The organism is Janthinobacterium sp. JC611, assembly GCF_018682595.1.
In the GTDB taxonomy this organism is placed as follows: Bacteria; Pseudomonadota; Gammaproteobacteria; order Burkholderiales; family Burkholderiaceae_D; genus Janthinobacterium.
Map to the genome: position 1 here is coordinate 1 of NZ_JAFLJN010000031.1, position 277 is coordinate 277.

General features: G+C 53.1%; 1 tRNA gene. It reads right to left on the reverse strand.

Annotation, left to right across the window (positions count from 1 at the left end):
• Nucleotides 1-191: 191 nt before the first annotated feature.
• Nucleotides 192-267, reverse strand: a tRNA-Asn gene (locus J0O65_RS20025).
• Nucleotides 268-277: the final 10 nt, after the last annotated feature.

A 277-nucleotide genomic window follows, 5' to 3' on the forward strand; every position in this document is an offset into this window, starting at 1 on the left:
CAGGGACCTGCGGATTAACAGTCCGTCGCTCTACCAACTGAGCTATCAGGGAAAAGAGGCCGTATTATATAGGCCAAACTTGGCGCTGTCCAGATTCCCATAGGGAAAATCTTATCTTGCTCTCAAGCTGGCCCGGCGGCGCAAACAAAAAGGCCACGTTTTTTAACGTGGCCTTTCGCAACTACATGTTCTGGCTCCCCGACCTGGACTCGAACCAGGGACCTGCGGATTAACAGTCCGTCGCTCTACCAACTGAGCTATCAGGGAAAAGAGGCCG